The following is a 23,973-nucleotide window of genomic DNA, read 5'->3' as shown; positions in this document are numbered from 1 at the left end:
AAGACAAGACAAAGTCAGCACGCATGCGCAGCTATAGCAGGACTGTCATAGCAGCACTGTCGCGAGCATTTGCAGCGCTGCCATGATAGTCGCGGACATGGTGTGCACTCTGTTTCAACTGTTACAGTTCACTACCGTGCGCTTCATGACAATTGCTTCACAAAGCGATATGCTGGCGTCCATGACTACCCAAGCCCAAGCCTACCACTACCTGCAAGCTTCGGCCCTGACCGATGAGGTCGGGGCCCGGTTGCAACTGGCCACATCCAGCCCCGTTGACAACGCGGCTATCGCCCATCCGCATTTTTTTGAAGGTTCGTTAAAGCAACCGCGCCTGTCAGCCGAATTGCTGACCGCCGTACACATCATCGTCGGTTCACGTTTTTTCACGCCTGCAAATACGCTGGCAAAAAACCTCATGCTGGCTGACCCGGTTGTTACTTCGGGTGGTGGCATTTTGCGTTTTGAAGGATTTTCTTCTTGTTGCAGTGCCTATATCCGCGTCGATATGCTGTCCGGCAGCTATGAAGGTGACATAGTCGGCAGGGGCACGACCAATGTCGATTTCAATGCGCCTATGCGAGCTGCTCTGGCGCGGGTACGCGATGCCTCGGGGTTAGCGCTGTCAGTCGGGCAGGCTGCCTTTACGGTTCATACCGGTGGCAATAGCGTCATCGAGAAAAAAGTCGAACTACCGCTACGCTGGATACGTGGCATGCTGGAAGTGCAGTCTTACCAAGCTGGCATGCGCAAGATCGTCGAAGTCAGCGGCGCTGAAGCCTTGCGCTTCTTGCGCTCACTGCCCAAGGCATCAACCAGCAAAACGCCTTTATGGATATCGCATGGCCCTTTCGGCCTCCGCACTACGACCAGACCAGAACCTGACAGCATACGTCTGGTCGATAGCACTCGCCTGCGTGTGCTGGAAGCCTTGCTGCCGCGCGTGAAGTCCATGGCCATCTTTGCCGATGAAGCGCAACAAGCCAGTGCCTGGGTCTTGCAATTTACTAGCGCCCGTTTGACCCTGGCCCTGAGTGCTGAAGTATGGCGTGGTTTCTCAGGTGAAGGCCAGGCCCTGCGAGCACTGATGAATATGCAGAATGCTGATGCCCTACCCCGCTTGCGCGCACATTTGCAATGGCAATCAATACTGCAAGCCCCGGCCCTGGCTGAACAACTTGATTTACCACAAGCCAGTATAGAAGAGAGTCTGCGCATACTTGGCGTCTCTGGCCTGCTGGGCTTTGATGTGACAGAAGGCAGCTACTTCCATCGCGTGTTACCGCTGGATCTGAGCATGGCAGAAGACCTGCATCCACGTCTTGCTGCTGCCCGTGAACTGCTAAAAGACAATGCGGTCAGCATCATAAAAAACCAGCCGCTTGAAGCCAGTGTGCAAAGCGCAGATATCCAGCACCGCGTGCGCGAAGTCGATGGCGAATTGCGCTGTACTTGTCCCTGGTTCGCCAAACACCAGGGTTTGCGTGGGCCTTGCAAACATGTACTGGCTGTAGAAACTATGGTAAACGATTAGGATCAACATGGCACAGCAAAAAACCGAAGCAGCCTTTGTAGCAAAAACTGCGTTGGAAGAATTTGTAGTTGCAGGTAATTATCAAGGCATGATTGATTACTTGCGAAAGCAAGATAAGACCCAATGGCAGCAATACCGGGGCAGTGTCATGCGCATGAACAAAGTCATGGAAAAATCGCGCTATACCTCAGACATGAACACATCTGCCTGGCGCAGCAATGTCACGGATCAGCAATGGCAATGCCTGCGTTCTGCGATCTTTTTGTGTTGCACTACAAATGATGTCGCTGAAAATTCCTGGATGTTTTTTATCAAGCCAGAAGAACTGGTCGAATTATGGAAAGCCTATTCGCCATCATCGACTGAAAATTTGGTATCAAGTATAGTGGCGCGTAACCCGGGGAGTTTTCGTATCATACAAAGCCTTCTCATCAATGGCCTGGCAGAACGTCCCAACCATGACAATTACCTCCTGGGTTTGCTGAGCCAGGAAGTACATTCAGACCGCGTACCCGATGTGGCTTACTGGATAAAACACGATCCAGAAATATTGCAGGGCCCATTGCTGCAGTTGTTCGATATCGAGGGAACGACCGATATCAGTCTGGCCGGACGCGATAAATATACTCATAACCCTGACCACACCTGGCAACAGCTATTTTTGAATTTGTGCCAGCAAGGCGTGTATAGCCGCGAACTATTGCTGGATAAAACCCTGGGTGCGCTGGAAAAAGACTGGATACAATTTCGCTCTGGCTGGTTCTCGCGCTTCCATGATGTCTTGGCACCGACAGTAGAAGAAATGAGCGCATTCAGTGAACGCTATCTGGGTTTATGTCACAGCCGCATTCCGCCTACCGTCAGCATGGCGCTGAAAGTTCTGGGCACTTTGCATGCCGCCGGTGCCATCAGCAATACAGCCTTGCTGACCGCTCTACAACCGCTGCTGTCATCTGCCGTCAAGGCGCAAGTAGATACCGCACTGAAATTAATCGACCAAATCATCCTGAAAGATGCCAGCCTGATGCAAGAAGCGGCATCTATTGCCGTGTTTGGCTTGCTGCATGAAGCCGCAGACATGCAAAAGAAAGTCATCAGCCGACTGGGCAAATGGGGCATGGATGCAGCTACGCAAGAACAGACCTCGCAGTTGCTGCCGCAGATTGCCACCAGTAACCGTGATGCTTTGATGGCTTTACTGGGAACTCCTGCCGCTGATACTTCCAAGCCATCAGCCACTATCCAGACATCGCAGGCATTACCCACTTTGCAGCCTCTGCCATCGCCCATAGCAGAGAGCCGAGCCCTGCCAATCATCAGTGATATTGACGCACTCATCGAAGCCTGCGCCTATGTCTTTGAAAACAGTGATGACACTGACTGTTTTGAAACCGTCATCCATGCCCTGCTGAAGCTGGCCCCATTTTCTGCTGATGATAAAAAGCGCTTTGGTCCAGTACTGAAACGCGCACAAAAACTGAAACCCAGTTCGGATAACTGGCGCAATATGGACAAACCACTGGCGCGTGAACTGGCGCGCCTGCTGGTCTTTATATTTGAAGCCGAAAGACTACCGCCCAACAGCAGCTTTGCCAAAGGCCGTTTCGATGTCCATAGCGTCATCTGCCAGCGCACTGATGATTTGATGGATATCCTGATGCAGGCCAAGTCCGTGCTCCCACTGGCAGCACCTAGCCATCAACGTGGCTATATAGCCCCTGCCATCTTGATAGAACGAACCCGCGAGCAACATGCACTGGGCTTGCAACAACCATTGCAAGAGCAGGTACTCAGCCTCTTGCGCCTGACTCCCAGCGATGATCCTCATCTACGCCAGCAAGCAGCCAGCTTGCCGGATACCCCTTATCACAATGCCTTGCGCTATGCTCTTGGTTCACAAGTCAGCATCCCTGCCAAAGGCAAGGACAGCGCTCTGTATATCGCCGCCGCCCGCGCCCGTTATCCTGATGAAGACGATGCCAACCTCATCCAGTTATATGGTGACTTTGGGCCGGATGGCGCGCATGCGGCACGCTATCGTTTTGAGATAGAGATCAGCAAGAATGAGGTTTATACCTTTTACCACAGCCACTTGCGTACCACACCAACGCCCAGAGCCATAGACCAGGCTTATCTCAGCATCCTGCGTCATCCTCAGGTCATTGAGGATGACGGTTATTCTCACCGCACTGAAAGTTTTGGTGGCAGTAATGAAAGCAAGATACGCTGGTCGGCCAGTATCATGCCCTCCAGCCTCGAAGCGGTGTTTGCCGAAGGTGCCCATGCCATTGCCAACAACCTCGACTGGTGGGAAGTAGAGTGGTATAACAAGGCTTATCTGAACCTCTTGCTGGTCCCTACAGTACCCATGAGCAGCAGTGCCATCATGCTGTTGGCCTTTGCACTGGCGGGTAAAGAGCCAGGCCAGACTGCCATCGCGATAGATGCCCTGGTCGCCAGTTGGCTGGAAGGCCGGCTTGAGGCTGTGGTGCTTGGTCATGCCATCCAGGGTTTACTCGCGACACCGCAAGTCAAAGCAAGTCGCTATGCCCAAAGCTTGGGCAAAGCAGCACGCGCCTATGTGCTCGCGCCGCATCTGGTGTTTCAGTTACTCTGCATTATGGTCACGCAGAGTCCACAATCACCGCCAAAAGATATGGCCATGCTGTTGGGACTCCTGAATGAATTACGTCTGGAATTAAAGCAGGATTTGCCGGCATCAACGTTGACAGCCTTGAACGAGATGCAAATTGGCGGCAAGGGCAAAGCGTTGCTAAAAGCCTTGCTGACCGGGATTTAAGCAGCTGTGTTCGCGCCCAGTTGCAAAACCTTAAAATTATTCCGGCCCGCCTTCTTGGCCAGGTACAAGGCTTCATCGGCTTTCTTCAGCATTTCGCCGGCGTTGGAGTTAAGTTCTGAAGATATCGCCACCCCTATGCTGGTAGTCACCATCAGCGGCTTGCCTTCTATCTCAAAAGGTAGCGTCATGGCCTGTATGATTTTGCTGGCTACCATATCGGCCTCGCTGTGCATATTCAAACCTTCCAGCACGATGACAAATTCATCGCCTGCCAGACGACCAGCAAGATCGGTCTGGCGTATGCAGTGCTTGAGGCGGCTGGCAAATTCCTGCAAAACCAGGTCACCGGCATGATGGCCCAGACCATCATTAATGCTCTTGAACTTGTCCACATCCAGAAACATGACAGACATCAACCGGCCAGTCCGTTGTGAACGGGCACTGGCCTGTTCCATCCTTTCATTGATCTGATTGCGGTTGGGCAAACCGGTCAGGGTGTCAAATCTGGCCAGCGCCAGTAACTGTCTTTCTACTGCCTTGGCGTCGCTGATATCGTTGATCAGGGTGTTCACACCGACGACCTGGCCGCTATCGTCATACTGTGGCACATAGGTGGCATGATAATGTCCGGTCTTGCCGCCTATGCTGATCTCGGTTTCAAATTCTGTTTTTTCACCGGTCATGGCCCGCTGGTAATGCGTCAGGTGTTCTTGCAATGTAGTGCCGCTCAATAGCGATGACACGGGCTGGCAGCGTATCTTTGTCAGCGGCAGGTTGAACCAGGCTTCATAGGGGCGATTCACGAATTGATAGCGATTTTCTGTATCAATCAGGCTGACAAAAGCAGGAATATTATCGGCAATCGTACGCAGCAGTCCTTCACTGGCAGCCAGCTTCAATTCCGCCTGTTTGCGCGCCGTAATATCAATGACCATGGAATAATACCCGGTGGTCATGCCATCGGCATTGATATCCGGTACATATTCATATTGCAGATATCTTTTGATGTCGCGCTCATAGGCATAGCGTTCGAACGAAACTTTTTCACCATGCAGTGCCTGCTGAATTTTTTCCTTCAACTCCAGGTAGGATGCTTCGCCAAACACCTCGAGAATAGATTTCCCCAGGATATTTTCAGGTTCCAGTCCAGGAATCTGGCTGTAATTGCGGTTGCAGAACTGGTAGCGCTCACTCGCATCTATATAGGCAATCATGGCCGGCACATTGTCGGTGATGGTACGCACCCTTTGTTCACTGCGTATCAAATCATCTTGCACGCGCTTGAATTCGGTGATGTCTTCCACCAGCACGAAAAAACCTTCAACCTTGCCTGATTTACTGAAATCCGGTGCATATGTCACTCTGTCCCATTCCCAGTGTCCATATCGCTGAATACGGCGCTCATAGCGTGTCCACTCGCCATTGAGTACCTTGACCACATGCGGTTTGACCAACTTGTCATAAATCTCCGGGGTCGCCACTTCTCGCATGGTTTTTCCTATGACAGCTGCCGGTTCCATGTGCGACAGATGGGCAATGCGCTTGTTGGCGAACGTGTATTTTTCATTATGATCAATATAGCCAATGAAGGCCGACATATTGTCGGCAATCAGGCGCAACTTGTTTTCACTGGCACTCAAGGCTGCTTCTGCTGCACGGCGGTTCAGCATGGCATCGTCAAATGCCTTGGCCAGATCACCGATTTCATCCTTTGGATATACATTAGGCTTCAACGTATCTATCCAGTCAGATGCGGCACGATTGACCTTCTGGCGCAAATGCTGCAAGGGTTTGAGTTGCCAGTACATAAACCACCAGCCCAGCAGCAGCAAAGTCACCAGCAAGGCGCTACCGGCCAGCAGGATATCTTTTCTGACCTCGGCAATGACAATGAAGGCTTCACTGGTCGGATAGGCAGAAGTAATCATCCAATCCACCGACTTCAGGCGCCGGTAGGACAGAATCGCTGCATCATTTTTATGATTGCGTGAAATCAGGTTGCCTTCCAGCACTGAAAACGCAGTCTCTGGCAATTGATGGGTATCCGGCTGTTCGCGGCTGTTGGCAAGAATGCGATTGCTATCAGGATGGGCAACAAATACACCCTGTCGTGTCGTGACATAGATATACCCGTTACCACCTATTTTTGTGGCTGCCAGATCTGCCAGAAAACTCTCCTGTGCCAGCTCGATGATACCTGCCAGTACGTAGCGCATGCTACCTTTGTCATCGAACACGGGGACACACATTACCACCAGAGGCCGACTGCTGGCACTACCTTTTTGGGGCAAGGAAATCAGCAGCTTCTTTTGTCTGATCACTTCCTGGAAATAGTCCCTGCCAGACAAATTGACTTTGCCGCGCTCTTCTGCGCCGTTCAGAAGAGCCAGAAACTCGCCATTCAAATCGAGTATGGCAATATTGTCAAACAGGGCACCCAGGCTTTTCTGGTGCATCAGCAAGTTTTGCAGTTTTTCCTTGTCTTCGTCATCCGTGCCAATTTCGGTAGCCAACAGGATCAGGGCATTCTTCCGCAGTTCCACCTTTTGGTCTATCTCATTGGCCATGGCAGCGATCAGGCCGCTCTGGCGCGTCATGATGAGCTTTTCCAATGCCTTCTCGGAAGTCGAAGAGGCCAGCCATGATAACAGCGCCAGGGAAAGCAAAAAAAACAGCGCCACCGCCACAGTCAGGCGGGTTTTCAAACTGATGTCGCGGAAACGAATGAACCGGTTAGACGACATATCATTCTGAAATGAGGATTGGTCTGAATGTCAATATTAGCATTCGTGACCTCGATGACAATCAAAATTTCAATTTAGCGCAGCCGAATCCCTTGCAGCGTGGTAAATCCATCCACAAGTCGCTGTATTTGGTCCTTTTCAAAAACGGCTTCCTTCAGGAATACGCTCCAAGGCTATCGTCGGTACGTATGTCATCCCCCAGCATGACGGTGCTATTGCAATCGTAAAGATCGGCCTGCACAACAGGAGGATCCTGCGTATTGTCTGTGTACGCGGTGGCCGTATTCGTATTGAGCAAAATGGCTGCGTCGTTGCGGGTATCCGAAAAACTGCCCACTTCATACTGGGGACCCGGGTTTGCTGGCGCTGCGACTGTATTGGCGACTGTATTAGCATTAAACAGGTACGAATCCGCCATCATGGCACCAGCCAGCGTATCTGCCTGCTGCTGATTGCGCTGATTGCCCTGGAAATTGTGGCGCACCATTGCATGGGTCGGAAAATCATGTGCCATGCTGTACCAGGCATAGTTATCATAATAGGTAGAATGCGCATAATATTTTCTGCGCTGGCGCCATTGTTCTTCCGATTCCTTGCGCTTGATGGATGCCATGGTACTGCCGCTGGCCGGCATGGCTACTGCGCGCTTGAAAATCTGGTCGATATAGCTGCTAACTTCTGCCGGTAAAGCGACGTTGGTATTTTGCGACTTTTTCAGCATGCTGATGATGTCTACGGTTTCCTGACGCTTTTTTTGCAAGTCATTGATTTGCTCATTGATCGCCGCCAGGTCCTGGTCCAGGTTTTCTACTTTATCGAGTTCAACCCTGGTATCAAAATAAAATGCCAGCCGGGTTTGCAAGGTCGCCAAAGCTTTTGCGGTACCGGGGCGTGGCAATATGCCCAGCCATGGGCGATGCTCTTCAAATGCGATCAATACCACGGCATCCACGAAGCCCGGGCAAACGGCCTGCAATTGGTTCAGCGTGCCGGTATAGAAACCTGGCAGTAAATCTTCTACCGTGCGCTTGATGACCTGTTGCCTTTGCGCCTGCCTGCTTTCCTGTACTTTGTACAAATCCTCTATCTGCTGCTGCATCGCCAGCATGGCATTATCCAGCGCCATGTAGACCACATCCATGTAGGCCATGTCGCGGTGATAGGTTTTGAAATCAGCGTCCCGCACCGGATTAACATTGGGTTTCAGCATGACTTGCCTTCTCATGGTTGTCGCCATCTTCACGGCGCGATTGAAAATAATTGACAAAATACTGGCGCAGACCTGGCTTGTGCATGTCTGCATGCCATTCCAGCGGGCGACCGGCACGCATACTTAAATCAGTCCAGGGATTAAAACCCAGATCCGTAATGTCATGCATGCGCAAGAAATAGCGGCGATGTCTGGCGTCGCCATGCCACAGGTGGCGAATCTCCCCTTTGACCACCCCCAGTTGCCCCTGCACCTGCTGATAAAAACGCTGCCCCCAGGCTTGCAGATGCGTAATCTGGGCATGATCATGTTTCAGCGCATTCTGTATGCAAAAGTTGTAATCACCATATATCGCATGCGCCATAAAATGATCAGCGCTGCCGGATATAGCTGCCTCATACAGGCCGGTGCTGTCAAACAGGCTGCGTCGCATGGCCCAGCCGTAGCCGGTATGCCCGTGGCTATCATAACGCCCGGCCTGCAAGGATGCTGGATGTTCCTGCATGATGGCCGCAAATGAAGTAACACGATCAGGCTGCTCATTGGCGACACCACCGGCAGAACCATCCTGCTGCTGACGCAAACAGGTTTCCCACACTTGCGCGACCGGATATTGTCGCAAAACGGCGACAAGTTCCCTGGCCCAGTTTTTATTGTCAAATAAAATGTCGCAATCCAGCCATGCCACATAGCGACAACTGGCAGGCAGCCACGAAGCGGCCAGATTCAGCAAACGTTCTTTCTGCCACAGCAGGGTAGACGAACGTACCTGCAAGACATCCAGTGCTGCCGGCAATTCAAACGACGCATCACCAAACGCACATTCCACCGTGATACAAGTCACGCCAGCAGCACGCATGCCCAGCATAAAGGCGTCATAGTTCTGCCTGCGCGACGTATACCGGCAAGGATTGAAGTAAGTAGTAAGAACGACGAGTTCAGACATGGTGCTGCAACCTGATTATAAGCATTGCCGGATAATAGCAAGATTTCAAAAGACGATGCGCGGATAAGCAATCTTTCTCAGCTTGCGGTGCGAGTCTCACATAATCGTGCTTGAAACTGATTTCACACTTATTGATAAAATGTACGCTTGTCCTATGGAGACCTGCATGAAAACAGACTGGCATGGCAATGACATATCGCGCGCGACCGTGATAGACAAGGATTACAAGAACACCCAGAATGTCAGGCGTTTTCTGGTCACGCAATGCGGGCCTGATTTCAGCTTTAATCGCGACTTCATGGCGTGGATACGTGATGCCCGCCACAAGACCATGGGTGATGTCGCCGATGAATGGTTAAGACGGCATGGTGACAGCCGCACCTGAAGCGGATGGTGACCGGATAGTGAACGGATGGTGAATTGATGGTGAACGGGGATAAATTATCTTCCAGCCGGAGAGCATGCAGACATGCTGCTCCGGCCGGTCAATAGAACTGATGAACTGTCGCAGGTATCAGCCAGCCCACAGTTTGAAATCTATCCCGTTCTGTATCGATCCTATGACCTGCGCCTGATTTTCTGTACTTTCGCAGAAACTGGCCAGTGCACCGGCAGCAGTGATTTTTCCTGTGCTTAACTGATTGTTCCAATAATCAAAGCCCGCCTGATCTGGTGTGCGGTGCAAGACGTTTTGATAGAAATTGGTGATCAGTGTGGTGGTTGAAGGATTGTTACCATACAGTTTCTGAAATTCTGGCGACTGGAAAAAGCCGGCAGCAACAGTAGTCAGGCTGGAACCCTTATCCATATCCTTGATCCAGTAACCCAGGCCTTCCAGGTCAGGTTTACGCCCAAAAGCCGCCTGGTAAATACGATAGGCCTGACCGGCAGTACCACTAATATCGAGGGCGACACTCTTGTCAGAAAATTGCAGGCGTTCGACATTGACCAGGCTATCTAAATCACCACTGGCGTTGACACGCACCTGGTAACCTGCACCCGTCTTGCTGACATTAAAAGCACTCGCCTGGCCTGCCATGATGACGGTATCCAGCCCGGTACCACCATCGATATTATGATTGCCGCTACCAACATTGATGGCATCGTTGCCGCTGCCTGCATTCACATGCAAACGCCCGCCACCGCCACTGATGGTAATCAGATCACCACCCGCACCCGAGTTGATCAGATAATCGGCATAGATGACCGATGGTAAATCGACGCTGATTACATCTGCGCCACCAAACAGCGATTCGTCCGCCAGCAATTTTTCATCAATCTGCTGATTCGCAGAAAGGAAGGCTGAAACACCCGTAACGCGGTTGTAACTGCCATCACGGTATTCTGTCACTGCTGAAGTCATCGTCCCTGTCACTGTAGACTTGGCCAAACCCTGTCCTACAGCCAGAGAATTGGAAGACAGATTAAAGCTGCCATCTACTGAGGTTGATGCGATGAACTTGTCTGCCGTCGCAGTTATTCTGTTGACGGTGCCAGAATTATTGCCATTGACATCGCCGTTAATGGAACCCTGCACCGTTATCGTTACATTGCCGGCAACCGGATCATAGTAGGGGCTGTTGGTCGGTGTCAGCGTCGATACGGAAATGTTGGATACCGTCGTGTTAGTCGAATTAATGGAAACCGAATTGACACCGTTGACGAGTGTATTGGCGTAGTTAAAGTTAAACCGGCCATTTTCAACGATGGATAAAACACCGGCAGAATATAGCTGCAGGCTGGTGGCAGAAGCCGTGCCTTGCGTCGCATTCGGGTTATCCAGAATCACACCGTTATAAATGGTGCTGGAACCGTCCGCAAAACCCATGCGCACGCGACCACCACTGAAGTCAAAGCTTGAATAGTATTGATGCGTTTGGGACCAGGCATAACCCAATTTGGGGAATACATCAAACAGGGTACCCAGGCTGCCATTGGTAGGTGGTGATTTTATGAGTTGCTGATAATTGGTGGTAACAACGTTTTGTGAAAGTTTGATGTTGATATTTGCCATAAGAATTATTTGTATGTTTGAACCCTGCCAGGGCCTGGCTCAAAGAATAGGTAGGATAAAAGGATGTTGCAGATCAAATCACTGTTACGCTTTGATACAATTATAAATGACATCTTTAAAGTTTAACAATTCCTTTACAAGAAAGCAAAGGAACTGAGCGCCTTTTCGGCATTTCAGACTGCTCTGATTTTGACGCAAGGCGGCGTATCATCTTCTTTATCTAAATCCCATCCGTAATCAACTAATGAAACCTCTGTTCCTGTTTTTCATACTCTTGTGTGCAGGCGCATCGTCTTATGCACTGGACTGCAAAAAAGCCGTTTCGACCATGGACCTGAATGAATGTGCCACTATCGAGGCAAAAAAGGTCGAAGCGAAATTGAATCGTGTCTATCAACAAGCCTTGAAATCACTGGACCAGCCGGATACCGAGACAGAACTGTATTCTGAAATGAAAAAGAAACTCATCAATGCGCAGAGGGCATGGGTAAAATTTCGCGAGGCTGATTGCGATGCTGTCTTCCAGCGTCATGCCAGTGGCAGCATACGCACCATAATGCAGATAGGCTGCATGCAAACTCATGCGGAAAGGCGCATTCAAGACCTTGAGGACTATGAGAAGAATTGAATCAACACAGAGTGTAAGCAGCTAACTGCGCATGCCTGCCCAAAAACAAACAGCAAACAAAAATCCATGACAGAAATTTATATCAGCACCGATGTGGAAACCGATGGTCCCATTCCTGGACCACATTCCATGCTCAGCCTGGGGTCGGCGGCCTATACAGCAGACAAGCAAATAATCTCCACCTTCAGCGTCAACCTGGCCTGTCTGCCAGGCGCAACTGCCGATCCCAAGACAGCCGCCTGGTGGGCGACACAACCGGCAGCATGGGCCGCCTGTCGTCAGGACATCGAAGATCCGGCCACGGCCTTGCCGCGCTATGTCAGCTGGATCAAATCCCTGCCAGGAAAACCGGTATTCGTTGCCTATCCCGCTGGTTTCGATTTCCTGTTTGTTTATTGGTACCTGATACGCTTTGCGGGCGAAAGTCCGTTCAGTCACTCGGCACTGGATATGAAAAGCTTTGCCATGGCCTTGATGAAAACAGATTACCGGGACAGCACCAAACGCAATATGCCCAAACACTGGTTCGATCCCATGCCGCATACCCATGTCGCACTGGATGACGCGATTGAACAGGGTGCCCTGTTCTGCAATATGCTGAAACAGAATCGCAACACTCCCTGACTCACTGATCTGCTCTGCTTGTTTTCCAGCAAAGCTTAGGTCACACTATTGAGCCTGTGCTATCGCCATCCACCGAGAGGGTATGCAGGATATCGTCAGACAATTTTCAATCCTCTTGCGGAGTAAGTCGAATGAGCGAAGACTATCAAGATGCAACAGAGACCAGCCACAGTGTCTTGTGGATTTTCTTACTGGTGCCAATTTGTGTGATTGCCGCCATTTTTGCCTACTACCAGGGTTTGCATAGCCGTGGTGATATGGCTCTTCTGAGCGGTGAATTTTTTGCCTATGCCGTTTTTTCTGGCGGGATTTTCCACTCTCTCCTGTTGCGCGACCGTGGTGCAAAATTATTCGGCATGGTGTTCGCGGCTATTTTTGTCTGTTTGCTTATCGGTGGTTATCTGGGGGTAGGCAAGCAAAAACGTCAGGCCGCGCTGGTGTTTTCATCAGCCCAGCAAGAGCTCAAGCGTCTGGGTGATGCGCTGGAAATCTCGAAGGCTGGCAGCAGCGCCAGTACATCCGGCATCATAGAAACACGGACTGGCGAACCCACCAAAGCCACGGGTGAATTTGGCGAAATGGAACGTTTCATGAAGGATTTCATGAACAGCGCCGTTGGGCAAAGAAATGATTACCTGCGCGAACTGGATGCCGCCGGCTGGAACAAATTGCTGGATGCAGCCCGGCTAAAAAATGATGTCAGCATGCGGGAAAGCAGAAACATTATTGAACAGGGTAAAAATATCGTCAGTAAATACGAAAAGAAAACGGCAACACTCTTTGAAGATGGCAAAGAGAAAATCAATGCGCTGAATGTCACTGAGGAAACAAAAAAAGATATATTCGCTGGCTTCGAACGCGGCATGGTCAAATCCAGCCAGCAACTGAATGAACAGTGGCAGATGGAAAAGCAGATCGTACAGGAAGTGGAAAACATCGTCACATTACTCTCCGACAGAACAAAGTGGATTGTGGACGGTGGCCAAATCACGTTTTACGGTGCCGAAGACCTGGAAAGATTTAATGCCCACAACCAGAAAATCGAAAGAATCGCCCATCAGCAAGAAGAAATGCAAAAACGCCGTCTGGAAGAAAGCAAAAAGAATTTTGAAAAGTTGACGAATACGGCTGAACAGTAGGTAAAACCTGTGCAAAAAAAGGAATGCGTGCCGGATGAAAGTCTATCTCGATGATGAACGTCAGACACCTGAAGGATGGATTAGAGTTTACTGGCCCGATGAAGCAATTCGCTTACTGGAAACTGGTCAGGTCCAAATCATCAGTCTTGATCATGACCTGGGCGACGATGAACGCGGAACTGGCTACGACGTCATTACCTGGCTGGAAGAAGCCGTCATAACACGCGGCTTCATTCCACCAGAAATGCGCGTCCATTCAGCCAATTCATCCGCAAGACAGAAAATGGAAATGGGCATACAAAGTATCATGCGCCACGCCGCTACCTGACTGCACTGTGATGAGCGTGCAATGACAAGATACTGCGGCACCATCAGGGACGTTGCGGTGCGCGTACCATCTGTGCCAGCATCAAAGGACTGGGCGCCTGGCCTACACCATACGACACAGGCAAATTGAATTCCAGTGTGTGGTTCATTATCTTTATCCGTAGTTTCCAGATGACTTTCTGCCTTTCATTGTCCCAGGCAGTGCTTGCAGGCAGGCTGTCAGGCAGGTTTACACTGATATCCAGGCAAGAAGCAGCATGCGCAACTGTAATGGCAGGCAAGGATTCTGACCATAAAGTCCGGGCGTCGGCATCTTCCCCCCTGTTGTCCTCATACAGGCATTCAATACTGATATGTGCATCATAGGATACTGGTGGCGTCCGCATGCGCTGTCCCAATGGTATGAAGAAATGCACACGCAGCCTGGCTGCATTGAGCCCGACAGCCAGCAATTGCGACATGCTCAGTGCGGTCTTGCCTAGAAGCCAGTTCAGGTAAGTCTGGCGTACGGCATAGTAGGTGGTCAATACACCGGCAAGAGGAAACACCAGCAATAGCCAACGCATACCAAAGCCACCATCAGATAGTGCCAACAACACCAAAGGCAAGGTCAGCATATTCCATACCACTGCAAACAGTCCTGCGGCCAGAGCGCCGCTGGGTTCGGGTTTGAGCAAGCCCCACTGTGGCGAGGGATTCAACACCTGTGCCCATACCAGGTCATCGGCACGCTTTTCATCCAGGACGGGCTTGCGCCAGATCACCCACAAGAACCAGCACGCTACCAGAGCGACCGCAGGAAAAAGGAAGGCAAAGGGAATCAGGAACAGCAAGCGCTTTAGGCGAATCTGGCGATCCACCACGGCAAATTCAGGTTGTTGCGGGTCTACCCACAGGCTAATGTTTTGGCCTTCAGTCTGGGCGCGTTGCAGTTCAGCATAGCGATCTTTCTGGTAAGAACTAATATTGTCGCTGCTGTCACCACCGATATTGATGCGATGGCTGCGGAGTTCCCTGCCCTGATACTGGTAGACAAATTCGCCCTGCACTTGCCAGGTCGTGCCGTCACCATCGTGTCGCTTTAACTCCAGCTTTTCTATCCTGGCAGGCACGGCAACCAGAGATTGGGCCCGCCACCAGCCGGTCAGCATTCTTGCCATCGGCAAGACACCTACTTCAGCACCACCAAAGCCAAACCCCAGAGCAAAAACCAGCGCGACCGCACTCAATCCCAACTTAGAACTTATTGTTTTTATTTTTGTCATGCTCGTAATGTAGCAAAACGGATTGTGCAGTGCAACATTTCTGAATTTCCCTGATGTTGACTTGCAACATCAGGGGGAAACACTACGCAGCGGTATAAGTGGCATAGGTGGTATAAGCGCGATATATATGGCTACGCCTGTTGCCCGAACTCATCCCCCAGTTCTTTACCACGGGCCGCTGCTGCCTTGATGGCAGCCACGATGGCTGGTTTGACACCGGCTGCATCCATACTGGTGAGGGCGGCATAGGTAGTACCACCTTTTGATGTCACTCTTTCACGTAACACGGCGACAGGTTCACTGGAGTGCAATGCCAGCTGAGACGCGCCGTTGAAGGTGGCAATCGCCAGTTGCACGCCCTGATCGGGGCTCAGGCCCAGTTCCTGGGCTGCCTGCTGCATGGCTTCAATAAAGTAGAACACGTAAGCAGGGCCACTGCCAGACACGGCGGTGACGGCATCCAGCAGGCTCTCATCATCCAACCAGGTGGTCAGCCCCACAGCCTGCATGATCTGTTCGGCGATCAGCTTTTCGGCTGCACTTACCTCTGGCAAGGCATATAAACCCGTAATCCCCTTGCTGATCAGTGCCGGTGTATTTGGCATGGTACGTACTATTTTGGCGTAGCCATTCAGCCAGCGCGACATATCTGCCGCGCGGATGCCGGCAGCGATTGAAATCACTAACTGGTTTTTCAGATAAGGTGCCAGTTCTGCCACGACATCACGCAGGTTCTGCGGTTTGACTGCCAGAATAATCGCATCAACACCGTGCAGGCTGTCATCGATTGTCATGGCCGTGCTGACACCAAATTCGGTCTCCATGCGGGTCAGAGATTGCTGGTTCAAATCCACCACATGAATATGCTCTGCACCGGTTAATTCGCTGATCAGGCCACCGATCAGTGCATTGGCCATGTTGCCGCCGCCAATAAAGGCGATTTTCAGTTTATTTTGCATAATTTCTGCTTCCAAAGATTGCCGTGCCTACCCGCACCATGGTACTGCCCTCTGCGATTGCTGCGTGCATATCGCTGCTCATGCCCATCGACAGGGTATCGAGTGCTATCCCGGCTGCCTGTATGGACTGGCTTAATTCTTTCAACTGACGAAATGCCTGCCGTTGCTGATGCTCATCATCACTGGCTTCGGGTACCGCCATCAAACCACGCAGGTTCAGGCGCGGCAAGCCGGCAATCTGCTGCGCAACGGCCAACGCTTCCGCCGGTAACACGCCGCTCTTGCTTTCTTCGCCACTAATATTGACTTGCAGGCAAATATTCAGGGCAGGCAAATGATCAGGCCTTTGCTCGGAAAGGCGTCGGGCGATTTTTTCCCTGTCCACTGAGTGCACCCAGGCAAAGTGTTCGGCAATCGGCCGGGTCTTGTTGCTTTGTATGGGGCCGATAAAATGCCATTCCAGTGGGGATGCCAATACCGGTCTGGCGGCGTGCACGGCCTGCATCTTGTCCAGCGCTTCCTGTAGATAATTCTCGCCGAAGCGGCGCTGCCCTGCGGCGGCAGCCTCCAGCACGGCATCCGCACCGAAAGTTTTGGAAACTGCCAGTAAATCTACCTGGCCAGGGTCGCGCCCGCTCTCCAGCGCATAAGCATGGATATGCGCAAGTACGGCTTGCAAGTTGTCAGAAATTAAGGACATAATCGGGGAAGCAATAATCAATCAAATTCGTTGCAGATTTCTGCCATAAACAGCTTACTATGGTGATAAGTTGCCACCATCGGCCTTAAAACCAGTTTTTATAGCATTAAAATCAGTCAACAACGCAGTCAACAACGATACTCACTAGCGGAATTATAAATGGACATCTCAGAACTGCTGGCGTTCTCCGTCAAGAACAATGCCTCCGATTTACACTTATCTTCCGGTTTGCCGCCCATGATACGGGTACATGGCGACGTCAGGCGCATCAATCTGCCACCGCTGGAACATAAAGATGTCCATGAGCTGATTTATGACATCATGAACGACTCACAACGCAAAGCCTATGAAGAAACGCTGGAGTGCGATTTTTCTTTCTCCATCCCGGGGCTGGCACGTTTTCGTGTGAATGCATTTAACCAGGAACGTGGCCCGGCAGCGGTTATGCGTACCATTCCATCCAAGATTCTGTCGCTGGAGCAGTTGAATACGCCACGCATTTTTGCTGATCTGGCCTTAAAGCCACGCGGCCTGGTGCTGGTGACAGGGCCAACCGGCTCTGGTAAATCGACGACACTGGCGGCCATGGTCAACCATCTTAATGAAAATGAGTATGGTCATATCCTGACGGTTGAAGACCCGATCGAATTCGTGCATGAATCCAAGAAATGCCTGATCAACCAGCGTGAAGTCGGACCGCACACCATGTCGTTCAACAATGCGCTGCGTTCGGCACTGCGTGAAGATCCGGATGCCATCCTGGTGGGTGAGTTGCGTGACCTGGAAACCATACGTCTGGCATTGACTGCCGCCGAAACCGGTCACTTGGTGTTTGGCACACTGCATACCTCTTCTGCTGCAAAAACCATTGACCGTATTGTCGACGTTTTCCCGGCTGAAGAAAAAGAGATGGTGCGTTCAATGCTGTCTGAATCCCTACAGGCCGTCATTTCGCAAACCCTGCTGAAAACCAAGGATGGTTCCGGCCGTGTGGCAGCCCATGAAATCATGATAGGCACACCGGCGATCCGTAACCTGATACGTGAAGCCAAAGTGGCGCAGATGTATTCGTCCATCCAGACCGGCAGCAATGTAGGTATGCAGACACTGGACCAAAACCTGACAGATCTGGTACGCAGAAATGTAATCTCTGTCGGTGCTGCACGTTTTGCAGCCAAACTCCCGGAAAATTTCCCCGGTTAACAAATACAGTAACGATTACAGGACGGCATTCACATGGAACGCGACCAGGCTACCAAATTCATGCACGATCTGCTCAGACTGATGCTGAGCAAAAACGGCTCTGACTTGTTTATTACGGCAGACTTTCCACCGGCTTTCAAGATAGATGGCCGTGTCACCCCGGTGTCCAACCAGCCTTTGTCACCGGCACATACGGTCGATCTGGCGCGCGCCATCATGAACGACAAGCAGTCGGCAGAGTTTGAAGCGAGCAAGGAATGTAATTTCGCGATCAGCCCGGCAGGCATGGGGCGTTTCCGCGTCTCGGCCTTCATGCAGCAGGGCCGTGTCGGTCTGGTATTGCGGACGATTACGACCGCCATTCCCAAACTGGAAGATCTGGGTTTGCCAGGCAATCTGAAAGAAATCGCCATGACCAAACGCGGTCTGGTCATCATGGTGGGTGCGACCGGTTCAGGCAAATCAACTTCGCTGGCAGCCATGCTGGGCTATAGAAATGCGAATAGCTATGGCCACATCATCACTATCGAAGACCCGATAGAATATGTGCATCCACATATGAACTGCATCATCACCCAGCGTGAAGTCGGTATTGATACCCAGGACTGGGGTGCTGCGCTGAAAAATTCCCTGCGTCAGGCACCTGATGTCATCCAGATCGGTGAGATACGTGACCGCGAAACCATGGACTTTGCCGTCGCCTTTGCGGAAACCGGCCATCTTTGCCTGGCTACCCTGCATGCCAACAGTTCCAACCAGGCGCTGGACCGTATCATCAACTTCTTCCCGGAAGAACGTCGCGCCCAGTTGCTGATGGATCTGTCACTGAATCTGAAGGCAGTTATTTCTCAGCGCCTGATTCCCCTGAAGGGACGCAAGGGTCGTGCTGCTGCGGTTGAAATCATGCTCAATACTCCGCTGGTATCTGATCTGATCTTTAAAGGCCAGGTGCATGAGATCAAAGAGATCATGAAAAAATCCCGTGAGCTGGGTATGCAGACCTTTGATCAGTCGCTGTTTGATTTGCATGAAGCTGACCAGATCACCTATGAAGATGCCCTGCGCAATGCCGACTCTGTCAATGAACTGCGCCTGGCCATCATGTTGCAAGGCAAGGACGCCAAAGACCGTGATCTGACAGCAGGCACCAAACATCTGGGGATAGTATGAGCGCGCTGGAATTCAATGCCAATAACCTGCAAGGTCAGCCCGTTGATCTGAAACAGTATGCAGGCAAGGTTGTACTGATCGTCAATACAGCCAGCAATTGCGGCTTTACGCCGCAATATAAAGGCCTAGAAGCGATCTACCAGCAGTTCAGAGATAAGGGTGTGGAAGTGCTGGGTTTTCCCTGCAATCAGTTCGGCCACCAGGAACCGGGTTCGGCTGATGAGATCGGCGCATTCTGTGAAAAGAATTACGGCGTCACCTTCCCCCTGTTTGACAAGATTGATGTGAATGGCGACAAGGCGCATCCACTGTTCCAGCATTTGAAAGCCCAGGCACCGGGCCTGCTGGGTAGCCAATCCATCAAATGGAACTTCACCAAGTTCCTGGTCAAAAAAGATGGCAGCGTATTCAAGCGCTATGCACCACAAACTTCACCACAAGACCTGATCAGCGACATAGAAAAATTACTCGCCGAGTAATTAACAGTCGCACCCGTTACACCCGTTACACCCGTTACACCAGTCGCCAGTCAACTGCCTCCCATGTTTTACGCCTGCGGTGCAGACAGCAGTCTGCACCGGATAAGGCGATATCCTATTTCCTATTTCCTATTTCCTGCTTTACTCCGCAACCGGTGCCACCGCTGGTTGCCCGGTACGGGACAGCGTCAACATCTGGTCCAGCAATTCTACCCAGTGCGCCACGGGTGTCTCTGTCCCCGACTGCAAATGGGTGATGCAGCCTATATTTGCGGACAAGATCATCTCAGGCTCTGTCACCTGCAAATTATCCAGTTTATTGTCACGCAACTGATAGGACAATTTCGGTTGCAATACCGAATACGTGCCGGCAGAACCGCAGCACAAATGACTGTCAGCACAAAGCTTTACATCAATACCCAGCGCTGTCAGCAAAGCTTCTACCTTGCCCCGTATCTGTTGACCATGTTGCAGGGTACAGGGCGGATGCCAGGCAACGCGTTTGCTGATCCTGCCTTGCAGGCGATGTACCAGCTCATCCTGGAATGTCGGTAATATTTCACTCAGGTCCAGCGTCAATGCGGATATCTTTTTCGCCTTGTCGGCATAGGTGGCATCGTGTGCCAGCAAATGACCATATTCCTTGACGGTTGCACCACAACCAGATGCCGTCATGACGATGGCTTCGGTGCCTGCCTCCACATACGGCCACCATGCATCTATATTGCGACGCATGTCGTCGAGTCCATCTTCCTGCGCATTCAGGTGATGGCGTATGGCACCGCAACAGCCTGCCTTGGGAGCTACCTGCAACTGCACGCCCAGTGCATCCAGCACACGCGCTGTGGCAGCATTGATGTTGGGCGACATGGATGGCTGCACACAACCATCCAGCAGCAGCATCTTGCGCGCATGTTCGGCCTGCGGCCACACCCCAGCTTCTTGCGCTGCCGGTATCTTGTTTTGCAGGACGCGTGGCAACATGGGACGCAGGCTTTGTCCGATTTTCATGGCGGGTGCAAATAACCATTTGCGTGGCAATAACTGCTTCAGGGCAGAACGGCTGATACGTTGCATCAGGGGACGGCTGACTTGCTGTTCAACTACCTGACGGCCAATATCCACCAGGCGGCCATACTGCACCCCGGACGGACAGGTCGTTTCGCAATTGCGGCAGGTCAGACAGCGGTCCAGATGTTGCTGGGTCTTGACGGTTGCGGGTTTGCCTTCCAGCACCTGTTTGATCAGGTAAATGCGACCACGTGGTCCATCCAGTTCATCACCCAGCAGTTGATAGGTGGGACAGGTGGCCGTACAGAATCCGCAATGCACGCATTTACGCAAAATGTCTTCGGCTTCCTTGCCTTCGCGGGTATCTTTGATGAAATCAGCGAGATTGGTTTGCATAATCGTTCAGAATCCTTTGTACATACGACCTGGATTGAATATCCCGGCGGGATCAAATACCGTCTTCAGGCGCTGGTGAATTTTTTCCAGCGGGGCAGACAAGGGAGCAAATACGCCCAGGCTCTTATCACCACCACGGAACAGGCAGGCATGCCCGCCCGCAGCCAGCGCATTCAGGCGTATCAGCTCCGGCTTTTCATTGCTGTATAACCAGCGCTGCGCCCCACCCCACTCGATCATGGATTTGCCGCTCAAACGTAAAGGCGTGGCGGTCGATGGCAAGGACAGACGCCACAAACCCTGCTCTTCATCCTGCGAGAAAAAGTCATGCGTCTGTTCGCGCAGGCTGATCCAGAATTCGGCAGCGTCCTGTATCTCTTCCCCACCCAGCCTGACTTTGGCGGCGCGCACCGCAGCCTCGGCCCCGGACAGGCGCAACATCAATCGCCCCACATGCCAGCAACTGCCTGAAATCGGCAGTGCCTGGCCCGCCCATTGATTCAGGCGTGTAATGGCATCCGCTTCAGACAAGGCAAAAACCAGCGTCGTTTCAGCAAAAGGGCGCGGCAATACCTTGACCGAAATATCGAGCAGCAAGCCCAGACAGCCCATGGAGCCGGTCAGCAAACGCGAGACGTCGTAACCTGCGACATTCTTCATGACCTGTCCACCAAATTCCAGCACGTCACCCTTGCCATCCATCAGGCTGGCACCCAGCACGAAATCACGTACAGCACCCGCTGCGGGCCGCCTGGGGCCGGACAGGCCCGCAGCGACCACACCACCGATAGTGGCCGCTGCACCCCAGTGCGGCGGTTCAAACGCCAGCATCTGATTGTGTTCTGCCAATGCAGCTTCTATCTCCTGCAAACGGGTACCGCTACGTGCTGTCAGCACCAGTTCAGTCGGGTCATAGGCCAGTATGCCCTGATAGGCAGAGGTTTCCAGCAGTTCGCCATTCAATTCCTGCCCATACCAGCGCTTGCTGCCACCACCCTGGATTTGCAATGCCGTCTGCTGCCTGCTTGCAACAAGTACGCGCTCACGAAAATTTTCTACGATGCTTTGCATGCCATATTCCGAAATAAATTTTTGATCTTGAAACAAGCGCTAAAAGCGAGGTAAATCAGGGAACTTCAGCACCCCTTTTTTCACATGCATGCGACCGTATTCTGCACAACGGTGCAAGGTAGGAATAGCCTTGTCCGGGTTCAATAACACAGCAGGATCAAAAGCCCGTTTCAGTGCCAGAAAGGCAGTGATTTCTTCACTTGAAAACTGCACACACATGGAATTGATTTTTTCTATGCCAACCCCGTGTTCACCGGTGATGGTGCCGCCCACTGTGACGCACAGCTCCAGTATCTCGGCACCAAACAATTCGGCCTGATGGAATTCACCTTCCTTGTTGGCATCAAATAAAATCAGGGGATGAAGGTTGCCGTCACCGGCATGAAAGACATTGGCGCAACGCAGGCCATATTTCTTTTCCATCTCGCTGATACCGATCAAAACCCGGGCCAGATGCTTGCGCGGAATAGTGCCGTCCATACAGTAATAATCAGGCGAAATCCGGCCTGCTGCGGGGAAGGCATTTTTGCGACCAGACCAGAAACGCAGGCGTTCGGCTTCGCTGTTTGAGACAGCCAGTGCAGTTGCGCCAGCCTGTTCCAGCACGGCGCTCATGCGACCGATTTCTTCTTCCACTTCTTCTATGGTGCCATCTGATTCACACAGCAGAATAGCTTCAGCTTCGGTGTCGTAACCGGCATTCACAAAAGGCTCAACCATGCGCGATGAAGTCTTGTCCATCATCTCCAGCCCGGCGGGAATGATGCCGGCAGCAATCACGCTGGCAACTGCATTACCGCCTTTGACGACATCATCAAACGAGGCCATGATGACGCGCGCCGTCTGTGGCTTGGGTACCAGTTTGACCGTCACTTCGGTGACGATGCCCAGCATGCCTTCAGAACCGATGAACACCGCCAGTAAATCCAGCCCAGGCGCATCCAGCGCGGCACCACCAAGCTCGATGATGTCACCTTCCATGGTGATCGCACGCACGGCCATCACATTGTGTACGGTCAAGCCGTATTTCAGGCAATGCACACCACCGGAATTTTCTGCCACGTTGCCACCGATCGTGCAGGCGATTTGTGATGAAGGGTCAGGTGCATAATACAAACCGTGTTTGCCCACCGCTTCAGAAATCGCCAGGTTGCGCACGCCAGGCTGCACCACGGCAGTACGCGCATAGGCATCCACCTTGAGAATGCGGTTCAGTCTGGCGGTAGACAGCACCAGGCCATCTGCAATGGGCATGGCGCCACCTGACAGGCCCGTGCCTGCGCCACGCGGCACGATGGCAATCTGCATTTCCCGGCAAATGTTGATGATGCTGAGGACCTGGCTTTCATTCTCTGGCAGTGTCACCACCATGGGCAGTTGGCGATAGGCGGCCAGGCCATCACATTCATAGGGCCGGGTATCTTCTTCATCATGCAAAATACAATGGGCGGGCAATTGCCGGCGCAAAGCCTGCACCAGCGCCTGCTGCCGTGAAGATATGGCAAGTGTATCTGCCTCCATACTGACTCCTGTTTGTGAAGACTCACTGCATCAATAGGAATGCTGTGAGCTACAGATGAGTGTAATCAGCTTTGCGGGTCTTGTGATGAATTGTTCAGGGAAATTGCCGCAAATACTTTTCATTGTACTTTTGCAGGCATAGCAAGCGTGGCAGATGCAACACGCACTACAGACTATTGATGTGGCGGTTTATCCGGCGAAAAACAAAAAAGGACGCCGCAGCGTCCTTTTT

At 51.8% G+C, this 23,973-nt stretch carries 20 protein-coding genes; 10 read left to right on the top strand and 10 right to left on the bottom strand.

What is annotated here, in order from left to right:
- Nucleotides 1–82: 82 nt before the first annotated feature.
- Both ACO0LK_RS01455 and ACO0LK_RS01450 read left to right on the top strand, forming a co-directional pair.
- Entirely contained in the window at nt 83–1,534 is a 1,452-nt protein-coding gene (locus ACO0LK_RS01455; protein WP_422971455.1) for an SWIM zinc finger family protein, read from the top strand.
- Between the two features lie 7 nt (nt 1,535–1,541).
- Entirely contained in the window at nt 1,542–4,334 is a 2,793-nt protein-coding gene (locus ACO0LK_RS01450; RefSeq protein ID WP_422971453.1) for a DUF6493 family protein, read from the top strand.
- On the opposite strand, the gene ACO0LK_RS01445 is transcribed toward ACO0LK_RS01450, so the two are convergent.
- The 3 genes from ACO0LK_RS01445 to ACO0LK_RS01435 form a co-directional block, all read right to left on the bottom strand.
- Entirely contained in the window at nt 4,331–7,078 is a 2,748-nt protein-coding gene (locus ACO0LK_RS01445) for a diguanylate cyclase domain-containing protein (protein ID WP_422971451.1), read from the bottom strand. The genes ACO0LK_RS01450 and ACO0LK_RS01445 overlap by 4 nt on opposite strands.
- Nucleotides 7,079–7,232: 154 nt before the next feature.
- A complete protein-coding gene (locus ACO0LK_RS01440) occupies nt 7,233–8,288 on the bottom strand; it encodes a hypothetical protein (protein ID WP_422971449.1) in 1,056 nt (351 codons plus the stop codon).
- Nucleotides 8,269–9,234: a hypothetical protein gene (locus ACO0LK_RS01435; RefSeq protein WP_422971447.1), complete on the bottom strand. Its 966-nt coding sequence runs from the start codon at nt 9,232–9,234 to the stop codon at nt 8,269–8,271. Before ACO0LK_RS01435 ends, ACO0LK_RS01440 begins: the two co-directional genes overlap by 20 nt.
- Nucleotides 9,235–9,400: 166 nt before the next feature.
- Here ACO0LK_RS01435 and ACO0LK_RS01430 point away from each other — a divergent pair, with 166 nt between their 5' ends.
- Nucleotides 9,401–9,619, top strand: a complete 219-nt coding sequence (locus tag ACO0LK_RS01430; protein ID WP_422971445.1) for a DUF6434 domain-containing protein — start codon at nt 9,401–9,403, stop codon at nt 9,617–9,619.
- 129 nt (nt 9,620–9,748) lie between these two features.
- Here ACO0LK_RS01430 and ACO0LK_RS01425 read toward each other — a convergent pair whose 3' ends face one another.
- On the bottom strand, nt 9,749–11,248 hold the full coding sequence (locus ACO0LK_RS01425; RefSeq protein ID WP_422971443.1) for a DUF4214 domain-containing protein: 1,500 nt from the start codon (nt 11,246–11,248) through the stop codon (nt 9,749–9,751).
- Nucleotides 11,249–11,492: 244 nt separating this feature from the next.
- Here ACO0LK_RS01425 and ACO0LK_RS01420 point away from each other — a divergent pair, with 244 nt between their 5' ends.
- The 4 genes from ACO0LK_RS01420 to ACO0LK_RS01405 all read left to right on the top strand — a co-directional run bounded on the left by ACO0LK_RS01420 (nt 11,493) and on the right by ACO0LK_RS01405 (nt 13,967).
- Nucleotides 11,493–11,876, top strand: coding sequence for a lysozyme inhibitor LprI family protein (locus ACO0LK_RS01420; RefSeq protein ID WP_422971441.1), 384 nt, complete (start codon nt 11,493–11,495; stop codon nt 11,874–11,876).
- 66 nt (nt 11,877–11,942) lie between these two features.
- Complete coding sequence (locus ACO0LK_RS01415) at nt 11,943–12,500, top strand: exonuclease (protein WP_422971439.1); 558 nt, start codon at nt 11,943–11,945, stop codon at nt 12,498–12,500.
- 131 nt (nt 12,501–12,631) lie between these two features.
- Nucleotides 12,632–13,639: a hypothetical protein gene (locus ACO0LK_RS01410; protein WP_422971437.1), complete on the top strand. Its 1,008-nt coding sequence runs from the start codon at nt 12,632–12,634 to the stop codon at nt 13,637–13,639.
- Nucleotides 13,640–13,673: 34 nt separating this feature from the next.
- Nucleotides 13,674–13,967: a cyclic-phosphate processing receiver domain-containing protein gene (locus ACO0LK_RS01405; protein ID WP_422971435.1), complete on the top strand. Its 294-nt coding sequence runs from the start codon at nt 13,674–13,676 to the stop codon at nt 13,965–13,967.
- A 43-nt stretch (nt 13,968–14,010) separates the two neighbouring features.
- Here ACO0LK_RS01405 and ACO0LK_RS01400 read toward each other — a convergent pair whose 3' ends face one another.
- From ACO0LK_RS01400 to ACO0LK_RS01390, 3 genes are all read right to left on the bottom strand, one after another.
- On the bottom strand, nt 14,011–15,195 hold the full coding sequence (locus ACO0LK_RS01400; RefSeq protein ID WP_422971433.1) for a DUF3592 domain-containing protein: 1,185 nt from the start codon (nt 15,193–15,195) through the stop codon (nt 14,011–14,013).
- 167 nt (nt 15,196–15,362) lie between these two features.
- Complete coding sequence (proC, locus tag ACO0LK_RS01395; RefSeq protein WP_422971431.1) at nt 15,363–16,190, bottom strand: pyrroline-5-carboxylate reductase; 828 nt, start codon at nt 16,188–16,190, stop codon at nt 15,363–15,365.
- Entirely contained in the window at nt 16,180–16,890 is a 711-nt protein-coding gene (locus ACO0LK_RS01390; RefSeq protein ID WP_422971429.1) for a YggS family pyridoxal phosphate-dependent enzyme, read from the bottom strand. The genes proC and ACO0LK_RS01390 overlap by 11 nt, the downstream gene beginning before the upstream one ends.
- A gap of 159 nt (nt 16,891–17,049) precedes the next feature.
- Between ACO0LK_RS01390 and ACO0LK_RS01385 the strand changes: the two genes are divergently transcribed.
- The 3 genes from ACO0LK_RS01385 to ACO0LK_RS01375 are packed head-to-tail and all read left to right on the top strand — an operon-like array spanning nt 17,050 to nt 19,742.
- Nucleotides 17,050–18,093 carry a type IV pilus twitching motility protein PilT gene (locus tag ACO0LK_RS01385; RefSeq protein WP_422971427.1) on the top strand — a complete coding sequence of 348 codons (1,044 nt, stop codon included), beginning with the start codon at nt 17,050–17,052 and terminating at the stop codon, nt 18,091–18,093.
- Nucleotides 18,094–18,126: 33 nt separating this feature from the next.
- Nucleotides 18,127–19,263, top strand: a complete 1,137-nt coding sequence (locus tag ACO0LK_RS01380; RefSeq protein WP_422971425.1) for a PilT/PilU family type 4a pilus ATPase — start codon at nt 18,127–18,129, stop codon at nt 19,261–19,263.
- Nucleotides 19,260–19,742: a glutathione peroxidase gene (locus ACO0LK_RS01375; protein ID WP_186947062.1), complete on the top strand. Its 483-nt coding sequence runs from the start codon at nt 19,260–19,262 to the stop codon at nt 19,740–19,742. Before ACO0LK_RS01380 ends, ACO0LK_RS01375 begins: the two co-directional genes overlap by 4 nt.
- A gap of 141 nt (nt 19,743–19,883) precedes the next feature.
- Here the strand turns inward: ACO0LK_RS01375 and glcF are convergent, their stop codons facing one another.
- The 3 genes from glcF to ACO0LK_RS01360 are packed head-to-tail and all read right to left on the bottom strand — an operon-like array spanning nt 19,884 to nt 23,741.
- Nucleotides 19,884–21,149: a glycolate oxidase subunit GlcF gene (glcF, locus tag ACO0LK_RS01370; RefSeq protein WP_422971422.1), complete on the bottom strand. Its 1,266-nt coding sequence runs from the start codon at nt 21,147–21,149 to the stop codon at nt 19,884–19,886.
- A 6-nt stretch (nt 21,150–21,155) separates the two neighbouring features.
- On the bottom strand, nt 21,156–22,220 hold the full coding sequence (glcE, locus tag ACO0LK_RS01365; protein WP_422971420.1) for a glycolate oxidase subunit GlcE: 1,065 nt from the start codon (nt 22,218–22,220) through the stop codon (nt 21,156–21,158).
- 39 nt (nt 22,221–22,259) lie between these two features.
- A complete protein-coding gene (locus ACO0LK_RS01360; RefSeq protein ID WP_422971418.1) occupies nt 22,260–23,741 on the bottom strand; it encodes an FAD-linked oxidase C-terminal domain-containing protein in 1,482 nt (493 codons plus the stop codon).
- Nucleotides 23,742–23,973: the final 232 nt, after the last annotated feature.

The sequence above is a fragment of the Undibacterium sp. Ji49W genome (assembly GCF_049340205.1).
Lineage (GTDB): Bacteria > Pseudomonadota > Gammaproteobacteria > Burkholderiales > Burkholderiaceae_D > Undibacterium.
The sequence above is the reverse complement of the archived record's forward strand: the minus strand, read 5'-3'. Positions and strand labels throughout refer to the sequence as shown.

Bases quoted from the DNA above. Each gene is read 5' to 3' on its own strand.
- ACO0LK_RS01455 (WP_422971455.1), top strand. From the start codon at position 83: ATGATAGTCGCGGACATGGTGTGCACTCTGTTTCAACTGTTACAGTTC.
- ACO0LK_RS01450 (WP_422971453.1), top strand. From the start codon at position 1,542: ATGGCACAGCAAAAAACCGAAGCAGCCTTTGTAGCAAAAACTGCGTTG.
- ACO0LK_RS01445 (WP_422971451.1), bottom strand. From the start codon at position 7,078: ATGTCGTCTAACCGGTTCATTCGTTTCCGCGACATCAGTTTGAAAACC.
- ACO0LK_RS01440 (WP_422971449.1), bottom strand. From the start codon at position 8,288: ATGCTGAAACCCAATGTTAATCCGGTGCGGGACGCTGATTTCAAAACC.
- ACO0LK_RS01435 (WP_422971447.1), bottom strand. From the start codon at position 9,234: ATGTCTGAACTCGTCGTTCTTACTACTTACTTCAATCCTTGCCGGTAT.
- ACO0LK_RS01430 (WP_422971445.1), top strand. From the start codon at position 9,401: ATGAAAACAGACTGGCATGGCAATGACATATCGCGCGCGACCGTGATA.
- ACO0LK_RS01425 (WP_422971443.1), bottom strand. From the start codon at position 11,248: ATGGCAAATATCAACATCAAACTTTCACAAAACGTTGTTACCACCAAT.
- ACO0LK_RS01420 (WP_422971441.1), top strand. From the start codon at position 11,493: ATGAAACCTCTGTTCCTGTTTTTCATACTCTTGTGTGCAGGCGCATCG.
- ACO0LK_RS01415 (WP_422971439.1), top strand. From the start codon at position 11,943: ATGACAGAAATTTATATCAGCACCGATGTGGAAACCGATGGTCCCATT.
- ACO0LK_RS01410 (WP_422971437.1), top strand. From the start codon at position 12,632: ATGAGCGAAGACTATCAAGATGCAACAGAGACCAGCCACAGTGTCTTG.
- ACO0LK_RS01405 (WP_422971435.1), top strand. From the start codon at position 13,674: ATGAAAGTCTATCTCGATGATGAACGTCAGACACCTGAAGGATGGATT.
- proC (WP_422971431.1), bottom strand. From the start codon at position 16,190: ATGCAAAATAAACTGAAAATCGCCTTTATTGGCGGCGGCAACATGGCC.
- ACO0LK_RS01390 (WP_422971429.1), bottom strand. From the start codon at position 16,890: ATGTCCTTAATTTCTGACAACTTGCAAGCCGTACTTGCGCATATCCAT.
- ACO0LK_RS01385 (WP_422971427.1), top strand. From the start codon at position 17,050: ATGGACATCTCAGAACTGCTGGCGTTCTCCGTCAAGAACAATGCCTCC.
- ACO0LK_RS01380 (WP_422971425.1), top strand. From the start codon at position 18,127: ATGGAACGCGACCAGGCTACCAAATTCATGCACGATCTGCTCAGACTG.
- ACO0LK_RS01375 (WP_186947062.1), top strand. From the start codon at position 19,260: ATGAGCGCGCTGGAATTCAATGCCAATAACCTGCAAGGTCAGCCCGTT.
- glcF (WP_422971422.1), bottom strand. From the start codon at position 21,149: ATGCAAACCAATCTCGCTGATTTCATCAAAGATACCCGCGAAGGCAAG.
- glcE (WP_422971420.1), bottom strand. From the start codon at position 22,220: ATGCAAAGCATCGTAGAAAATTTTCGTGAGCGCGTACTTGTTGCAAGC.
- ACO0LK_RS01360 (WP_422971418.1), bottom strand. From the start codon at position 23,741: ATGGAGGCAGATACACTTGCCATATCTTCACGGCAGCAGGCGCTGGTG.